This is a genomic window from Stenotrophomonas daejeonensis, assembly GCF_001431505.1.
Classification (GTDB): domain Bacteria; phylum Pseudomonadota; class Gammaproteobacteria; order Xanthomonadales; family Xanthomonadaceae; genus Stenotrophomonas; species Stenotrophomonas daejeonensis.
The window spans coordinates 1-7,271 of the sequence record NZ_LDJP01000114.1; the positions used below are offsets into that span (position 1 = coordinate 1).

The following is a 7,271-nucleotide window of genomic DNA, read 5'->3' on the forward strand; positions in this document are numbered from 1 at the left end:
CTCCGGCCGGGGCCGGCGGCGACGTCGTGGAAATGCCGCAGCAGCGCCCGCACGTGGCCGAAATGGTGGTACGCGCGTGGCGGCTGCGCGTGCGCGGCCTCTATCTCGGCCAGTTGGCCGGAAGGCAGGGGGAACGGGATCAGGTCATCCATGCGGGCATTCCGGGAGCGTAGGAGCGACGTGAGCCGCGACCGGGTTTCACCGGGAAAGCCCCGGTCGCGGCTCACGTCGCTCCTACGGAAACATGCTTCGTTGCCGGCTTCAACCCAGCGCCCAGCGCCCTTCCAGCTGGTAGCGGGTCTGCCCGAGGTAGCTGCGGATCAACACGAACTCGCGCACCAGCCAGCGCATCGGCTGCACCGGTTGCAGCGGCAGCCTGCGCCTGTCGTAGAGCAGGGTCAGGTGCGGGGTGAACGCCGGCTCCGGCTTGCCGCCGACGCCCTGCAGGCAGCGCGCCAGTTCCCGGTGCAGGTCGTGCAGCAGTTCGGCGCCATGCTCGCTGCGCAGCACGAACGGATGCTGGCGGCTGCCGCTGAAGCTGCCCACCTGGTCGAAACAGACCTCGAACGCGGGCAGGCGCACCCGCGCCGCGGCCTGCTGCGCCCTGGCCAGCAGCCCCGGTGGCAGGCCGGCGTAGTCGCCCAGATGATGCAGGGTGACGTGCAGGCGCTCGCGCGCCAGCGGCCGGCCATCCAGCCCGTGTTCCCCGCGCAGGCCGTCGGCCAGTTCGGCGATGCGCACGGCGGTGGCCGCATCGGGCATCACCGCGAAGAACAGGCGCTCGGTCGGGATGTCGCCGCCGAAACCCAGCGACAGCTGCGCTTCGGCGGAAGGAATGAACTTCGTCATGGTCGGAAGGCGCCGGCTGGCGGAAAGGCCCGGAGGTGGCCGGCATCGCGTCGGGGCCGCGGATACTAGCAGACCACCGCCGGAGCGGCCGCGCACCGACATGGCGAAAACCTCGCCAGCGTCCGCAACCGCCCGCGGTATGGGCGCCGCCAACGGTTATCCACAACCTTGCCGGGCATCCATCCACACCGCCTGTGGATTTCCTCCGGGCGCCGGCGAAAGGCATACACTGGCCGGGCCGCAGCAACCTTCCGGGTATCGGTCATGATCGGTTGGAATGCCTTCGCCCTGCTTGCCGCCATCACCACGGCCCCGCCCGCCGTGCCGCCAGCCCCCGAGCAGGTGATGGCAATCCCGGCCGAACTGCGCCAGCAACTGCAGGAGCAGGTGGTCCACGGCGCCAACGCATCCGACAAGCGCCTGCAACTGCTGGTGGAACTGGTGTTCCAGCCGCGGCACCCGGAGACGCCGAGCCTGCAGTACGACACCGCGGCCACCCTGACCGTGGCCGAAACCTGGGCGCAGCAGCGCGCCAACTGCCTGTCCTTCACCCTGCTGTTCGTCGCGCTTGCGCGCGAGGCCGGGCTGGAGGCGCACATGCAGGAAGTCGGGCAGGTGGTCGGCTGGTACCAGGAACAGGGCGTGATCTACAACGCAGGCCACGTCAACGTCGGCCTGCGCGTGGATGGCCGGCGCGCGACGCTGGACCTGGACCAGAACGTGCTCTACGACCGCCGCGGCCCGCAGCCGATATCCGACCAGCGCGCGCTGGCCCACTTCTACAACAACCGCGGCGCCGAGCTGATGGCCACACCCGACCGCGAAGGCGCGCGCGCCCACCTGCGGATGGCGTTGCAGATGGACCCGCACTTCGCACCGGCATGGAACAACCTGAGCGTGCTGGAAACCCGCGCGGGCGACTTCGATGCCGCCGCCCGCGCCCTCGACAACGCCCTTCAGGAGGACCCGATGCTGGCCTCGGCGCTGTCCAACACCAGCGCGCTGTACCACCGCATCGGCAGGGAGCAGCAGGCCGCGCGGCTGGCCATGCGCCTGCAGCGCGTGCACGCGCGCGACCCGTTCTACCAGTTCATGCAGGGCGTGACGGCCGAACGCCGCGGCGACTATGCGCAGGCCGTGGTCGCCTACCGCCACGCCATCCGCCTGTACGGCAGCGCCCACCAGTTCCATTTCGGGCTGGCGCGGGCCTATTTCCTCGAAGGCGACAACCGCCGCGCGATGCGCGAGATGGCGCGCGCCCGCGAACTGGGCGGCACCGACCCGGTGCGCGCGGTCTACCAGTCCAAGCTCGACAGCCTGCGCCGCATCAGCGCCCGCCACGCGTCGCGCTGACGCTTCCGCGAAGTCACGCAACAGGCGTCAGGATTGCCTGGCAAGGCCCCATGCGGGGCAAGCCCCGCATCTACGAAAGCAATGCCGCGGGTTCAAGGCACACCCACACGAAGCCTCCCCCCTCCACGTCCCACATCAATGAAAGCAGGGCGAAAGCCGTAGGTGTGGGGCTTGCCCCACACGGGGCTTTCTCGATGACGAGGCACGCCCCGTACCCGGGGGTGCTCAGGCCTTGCGCAGGAAGCAGGTCTTCAGCACCAGCCCCTTGATCTTGTCCGAGTTGCCTTCGATGTGCTCGGCGTCGTCCTCGACCAGGCGGATGTTGCGGATCACCGTGCCCTGCTTGAGCGGGATCGACGAGCCCTTGACCTTCAGGTCCTTGATGACGGTGACGGTGTCGCCGGCCACCAGCACGTTGCCGTTGCTGTCGCGTACCACCAGCGCGCTTTCCGCCGCTTCGTCCGGCGACCATTCGTGGCCGCAGTCGGCGCAGACCCACAGTGCGCCGTCGGGATAGACGTTTTCCAGCGAACACTGCGGGCAGGAGGAAGTGGGCATGGCGGCTCCAGAGACGTGGCAAAGCGTCGATTGTAGCCGCCCGTCCTCCGTTCGATCCGCCTCAGCGCGCGCCGAGGCTGACCCGCACGCTGCCCGAGTGCGAGTTGATGGAGATGTCGCCATCGCCGCCGCCGAGGCGCGCGTCGAGGTGGCTGCCTGGGCCGTAGCGCGGGCGCTCGACCTCGCCCACGTCCGAACGGATGCTGCCGCTGAAGCTGCTGACCTTCAGCTGCGCCGAGGTGCGCGCCGGCAGGGTCAGCGAGATCGGCGCGCTCACCGTCTGCAGGCTGATGCGGCCGCCCGGCTGCAGGCCGGCGCTGCGCACGCCGAGGCTGCCGGACACGGTTTCGGCGTTGAGCCGCTGCACCGCGGAAAGGTCGAGGTCGACCGCGCCGCTGACCGAGTTGGCGGCCACGTCGCCGCCGCTGCTGCCCGCCGCGTTGATCGCGCCGCTGACCGTGCGCAATTCCAGCCGTGGGGTCCGCAGCTGCGAGCGGATCGCGCCGCTGACGGTGTTGAAGCTGGCCTCGGCGGCCTGCCCGCCGGCGGTGATGCCGCCGCTGACGGTGCTGGCCTGCAGCCGGCGCAGGTCGACCTCGGCCACGTCCAGCGCGGCGCTGACCGTGCCGGCCTGCAGTTCGCTGCCGCGCGGCACCCGCAGTTCCAGCACCGCGCCGCGGCTGTTGCGGCCGTTCTGCGGGTACACCACCTTCAGCTGCACGCGGTTGGCGCTGTTCTGCACGTCCAGCCGCTGGCCCTCGCCGAGCGTGCCGGTCAGCTGCACCTCGTTGCGGTCCCAGCCGCGCACGCTCACCGAGCCGGCGACGTTGCTGATCTCGACCCGCCCGCCGCTGGACAGCGCGTGGTGTTCGTTGACCGTGGTCTGCGCCAGTGCCGGCGCCGATGGGGCCAGCAGCGCAGCGGCGGCCAGCAGGTATCGCATGGAAACATTCATGGTGGTTCTCCTTCAGGTGGCAAGACCGGCGGCGGCGAGGCCCTGCCGGGTGAGTTCCAGGCGCAGCGCGTAGGTGCGCCGCAGTTGCCCGAGCAGGAAGCCGGCGTCGGGGCTCTGCGCGATCGCCGAGCGGATGCCGGCGGCGCTGGCATCGAGCTCGTGCAGCGCGGGGACGAGTTCGGCGGGCACGGTGTCCTGCGGGATCGCCGCGATCGCCTGCCGGTATTGGTCGGCGAGCGCATCGGCCTGCACTTCCAGCGGCGATTCCGGCGGCGACGGCGGCTGCTCGTGCAGTTCCCTCCAACGGCCGGTGCCCAGCAACGCCAATGCCGCGACGGCGGCCGCCGCGGCGATGGGCAGCCAGCGGCGACGGCACGGGGCGGGCACGACCGCGACCGCTGGCCGGAGGCGCGGCTCTTCGCGCAGGCGCGCGGCGATGCCCTGCCAGGCCGTGGCCGGCGGCAGGCGTTCGGCCGGCAGCTGGCGCAGGCGCGCGGCCAGTTCGTCGTGCTCGTGTTCGTGGTCGGCGTCGTGTCGGTTCATGGCGTTTCTCCAAGACGCGCGCGCAGCAGGCCGCGCGCGCGATGCAGCTGTGCCTTGGAACTGCCGACGGCCATCCGCAGTTCCTCGGCGATTTCCTGATGCTTCCAGCCCTCGATGTCGTGCAGTACCAGCACCGCGCGGGCACGCGGCGGCAGGGTTTCCAGCGCGCGCTCCAGGTCCAGCCCGGTGGCATTGCAGCGCATGGATGCCGGCAGCCCCACCAGCACCTCCATGCCGTCCTCGCCGATGTCCAGCGCCTCGAACGCGGCGCTGGCGCGCAGTTCCATCAATGCCGTGTTCACCGCCAGCCGGTGCAGCCATGTACCCAGCGCGCTCTCGAAGCGGAACTGCGGCAGCCTGCGCCAGGCCTGGATGAAGGTTTCCTGCAACGCATCCTCGGCGCGCGCGGCGCTGCCGCCGCACAACCGCCACAGCAGCGCGTACAGGCGCGGCGCATGGCGGCGGTAGATGCATTCGTAGGCATGGCCGTCGCCCGCGGCGGCGGCACGCGCCAGCGTGGCGTCGTCGGCAACCTGCGGATGGGAGGCGTTGGCGGTCACGGTGGCGGCGAGCATATCCATTGGATGCGGCCGCCGCCGAAAAGGTTTAAAGCCGGTCGCACGAATCCCCGCATCGCCGGCACGGGCTGACAGCGCCGGGCCGGTGGCCGACAATCGGCCTCCGCCACTCCCCACTGCGATTCCATGCTCCGACTCTCCGCCGCCCTGCTCGGCGCGGCCCTCGCGCTGGCCGGCTGCGCCGGCGTGCCCGCGGCCGCCCCCGTCGCCACCGCGGCGCATGCCACGCTCCCGCGCGACGCCACCTCGCCACTGATCCTGATTTCGATCGACGGCTTCCGCAACGACTACCTGCAGCGCGGCCTCACCCCCACGCTGGCGGCGCTGGCCGGCGACGGCGTGCGCGCCGAGTACATGCGCCCGTCGTACCCGTCGATCACCTTCCCCAACCACTACACGCTGGTGACCGGGCTGCGCCCGGACCACCACGGCGTCATCGCCAACTTCATGACCGACCCGTCGATCCCCGGCGTGCGCTTCAGCATGTTCGACCCGGCGACCGTCGGCGACGAGCGCTGGTGGGACGACGGCACGCCGCTGTGGACCCGCGTGCGCGAACAGGGCGGCCGCGCCGCGGCGATGTTCTGGGTCGGGTCGGAAGCGCCGGTGCATGGCGCGCGCCCGGAGTTCTGGCGCCCGTTCGACATCGCGGTCAGCTCCGAGGACCGCGTCCGCCAGGTGCTGGAGTGGCTGGCGCTGCCCGCCGCCGAGCGCCCGCATTTCATCACCCTGTACTTCGACCGGGTGGACAGCATGGGCCACGAACACGGCCCGGACTCGCCCCAGCTGGACCAGGCGCTGGGCGAGGTGGACACCGCCATCGGCCACCTGCTGCAGGGCATCGAGGCGCTCGGGCTGGGGCAGCGGGTGAACGTGGTGGTGGTGTCCGACCACGGCATGGCCGCGACCGGGCCGGAAATGGAGTTCTTCCTCGACGACCTGGTCGACGTGAGCCGCCTGAACTTCGGCTGGACCGGTGCCTACGCCTCCTTCGACGCCCTGCCCGGCGGCGAGGCCGCCGCCCGCCGACTGATGGGGCGGCACGCGCACATGGAATGCATGCCCCGCGGGCAGATCCCGGCCCGCTTCGAATACGGCCGGCACCGCCGGGTGCCCGCCTACATCTGCATCGGCGAACCCGGCTGGCAGATCACCACCCGCACGGAGATGCAGCGCAAGGGCCATCGCCTGCGCGGCGAGCATGGCTACGACAACCTGCTGCCGGACATGCGCTCGCCGTTCATCGCCCACGGCCCGGCGTTCCGGCAGGGCGTGGTGATCCCGCCCATCGACAACGTCGACGTGTACCCGCTGCTCGCGCGCGTGCTCGGCATCGAGCCCGGCGCCAACGACGGCGACCCCGCCCACACCGCCGCCGCGTTGCGCCCCTGACCACCACGGGCCGCCGCCGACGGCCGCGGCCCGCAAGGAGATACCCCGATGAAGCACTACCTGCCGGAATGGATGCACGAATGGGTCGGCACGCTGGAGCTTGCCCTGTCGATCATCGCGATCCTGCTGGCCGCCTGGCTGCTGCGCCTGCTCAGCCGGCGCCTGCTGGCGCGGCTGGGGCGCCATTACACCCTGCCCAAGCCGATGGAAATGGCGATCCGGCGCCTGTCCAGCTTCATCATCTGGAGCTGCACGCTGGTGGCCATCCTCGACCGCGTCGGCGTGTCGGCCACGGTGCTGTGGACCGCCTTCACCGGCTTTGCCGCGGTCGGCGCGGTGGCGTTCTTCGCGGCGTGGAGCGTGCTGTCCAACATCTTCTGCACGTTCCTGATCTTCACCACCCGCCCGTTCCGCCTCGGCGACCACATCGAGGTGCTGGAGAACGGCGAGAAACCCGGCCTCAAGGGCCGCGTCATCGACATCAACCTGATCTACACCACGATGCAGGAAATCGGCGGCCCGGGCGAAGACGCGCTGATGCAGATCCCCAACAGCCTGTTCTTCCAGCGCGGCCTGCGCCGCTGGCCGGGCGGGCGCATCGACGGGAACCGCCTGCTGGGCGACGGTTGAGGCGGCGGCCCTCCCGGCCACGTTCCTTTCTTCGCCCGATTGCACGGGGGCACGGAAACCATCCCGTAGAGCGGGGCTTGCCCCGCTGGGGCGTTCCCGGCAAAGCCCAGCGGGGCAAGCCCCGCTCTACGAGCGCAAGTCCGGGCGAGGCATTCGTTTTGTTGCAGTGCAGCGAAAGAATGCAAGAATCCACGCCTGCGACAGCCTGAACCGGCCCTGCCCCATGTCCCGTGCCTTCTCCCCGTGCCCGTCCACCGTGACGAGCCCCGCCGCCCCCATCTCCGCCGCCCCGGCCACCACCAACCACCAGCCGTTGCCCGCCGTCATCGCGGTGGCGCTGGCCTCCTTCGTGTTCACCACCAGCGAATTCGTGCCGGTCGGGCTGCTCAGCGACATCGGCCCCAGCCTGCGCA

At 70.9% G+C, this 7,271-nt stretch carries 8 protein-coding genes and 1 pseudogene; 3 read left to right on the top strand and 6 right to left on the bottom strand.

Annotated features, from left to right (window positions below):
• Positions 1-152 (bottom strand): annotated as a pseudogene (locus ABB34_RS15870) (HD domain-containing protein); the annotation flags it as partial.
• Positions 153-261: 109 nt separating this feature from the next.
• Entirely contained in the window at positions 262-849 is a 588-nt protein-coding gene (gene thpR, locus ABB34_RS14565; RefSeq protein WP_057642100.1) for an RNA 2',3'-cyclic phosphodiesterase, read from the bottom strand.
• 264 nt (positions 850-1,113) lie between these two features.
• On the opposite strand from thpR, the gene ABB34_RS14570 reads away from it, so the two are divergent.
• Entirely contained in the window at positions 1,114-2,202 is a 1,089-nt protein-coding gene (locus ABB34_RS14570) for a tetratricopeptide repeat protein (RefSeq protein WP_083490240.1), read from the top strand.
• 225 nt (positions 2,203-2,427) lie between these two features.
• On the opposite strand, the gene ABB34_RS14575 is transcribed toward ABB34_RS14570, so the two are convergent.
• From ABB34_RS14575 to ABB34_RS14590, 4 genes are all read right to left on the bottom strand, one after another.
• Positions 2,428-2,760 carry a zinc ribbon domain-containing protein YjdM gene (locus ABB34_RS14575; protein WP_057642101.1) on the bottom strand — a complete coding sequence of 111 codons (333 nt, stop codon included), beginning with the start codon at positions 2,758-2,760 and terminating at the stop codon, positions 2,428-2,430.
• Positions 2,761-2,821: 61 nt separating this feature from the next.
• Positions 2,822-3,715, bottom strand: a complete 894-nt coding sequence (locus ABB34_RS14580) for a DUF4097 family beta strand repeat-containing protein (RefSeq protein ID WP_425478995.1) — start codon at positions 3,713-3,715, stop codon at positions 2,822-2,824.
• Between the two features lie 12 nt (positions 3,716-3,727).
• Positions 3,728-4,258, bottom strand: coding sequence for a hypothetical protein (locus ABB34_RS14585; RefSeq protein ID WP_057642103.1), 531 nt, complete (start codon positions 4,256-4,258; stop codon positions 3,728-3,730).
• Positions 4,255-4,833 (bottom strand): RNA polymerase sigma factor, encoded by a 579-nt coding sequence (locus ABB34_RS14590; protein ID WP_057642107.1) that lies wholly within the window; start codon positions 4,831-4,833, stop codon positions 4,255-4,257. The genes ABB34_RS14585 and ABB34_RS14590 overlap by 4 nt, the downstream gene beginning before the upstream one ends.
• Positions 4,834-4,962: 129 nt before the next feature.
• Here ABB34_RS14590 and ABB34_RS14595 point away from each other — a divergent pair, with 129 nt between their 5' ends.
• Both ABB34_RS14595 and ABB34_RS14600 read left to right on the top strand, forming a co-directional pair.
• On the top strand, positions 4,963-6,228 hold the full coding sequence (locus tag ABB34_RS14595; RefSeq protein WP_057642104.1) for an alkaline phosphatase family protein: 1,266 nt from the start codon (positions 4,963-4,965) through the stop codon (positions 6,226-6,228).
• Positions 6,229-6,276: 48 nt separating this feature from the next.
• Positions 6,277-6,858 carry a mechanosensitive ion channel domain-containing protein gene (locus tag ABB34_RS14600; protein ID WP_057642105.1) on the top strand — a complete coding sequence of 194 codons (582 nt, stop codon included), beginning with the start codon at positions 6,277-6,279 and terminating at the stop codon, positions 6,856-6,858.
• Positions 6,859-7,271 lie beyond the last annotated feature (413 nt).

Excerpts from the sequence above, each read along its gene's own strand:
- thpR (WP_057642100.1), bottom strand. The coding sequence starts at position 849 with ATGACGAAGTTCATTCCTTCCGCCGAAGCGCAGCTGTCGCTGGGTTTC.
- ABB34_RS14570 (WP_083490240.1), top strand. The coding sequence starts at position 1,114 with ATGATCGGTTGGAATGCCTTCGCCCTGCTTGCCGCCATCACCACGGCC.
- ABB34_RS14575 (WP_057642101.1), bottom strand. The coding sequence starts at position 2,760 with ATGCCCACTTCCTCCTGCCCGCAGTGTTCGCTGGAAAACGTCTATCCC.
- ABB34_RS14580 (WP_425478995.1), bottom strand. The coding sequence starts at position 3,715 with ATGAATGTTTCCATGCGATACCTGCTGGCCGCCGCTGCGCTGCTGGCC.
- ABB34_RS14585 (WP_057642103.1), bottom strand. The coding sequence starts at position 4,258 with ATGAACCGACACGACGCCGACCACGAACACGAGCACGACGAACTGGCC.
- ABB34_RS14590 (WP_057642107.1), bottom strand. The coding sequence starts at position 4,833 with ATGCTCGCCGCCACCGTGACCGCCAACGCCTCCCATCCGCAGGTTGCC.
- ABB34_RS14595 (WP_057642104.1), top strand. The coding sequence starts at position 4,963 with ATGCTCCGACTCTCCGCCGCCCTGCTCGGCGCGGCCCTCGCGCTGGCC.
- ABB34_RS14600 (WP_057642105.1), top strand. The coding sequence starts at position 6,277 with ATGAAGCACTACCTGCCGGAATGGATGCACGAATGGGTCGGCACGCTG.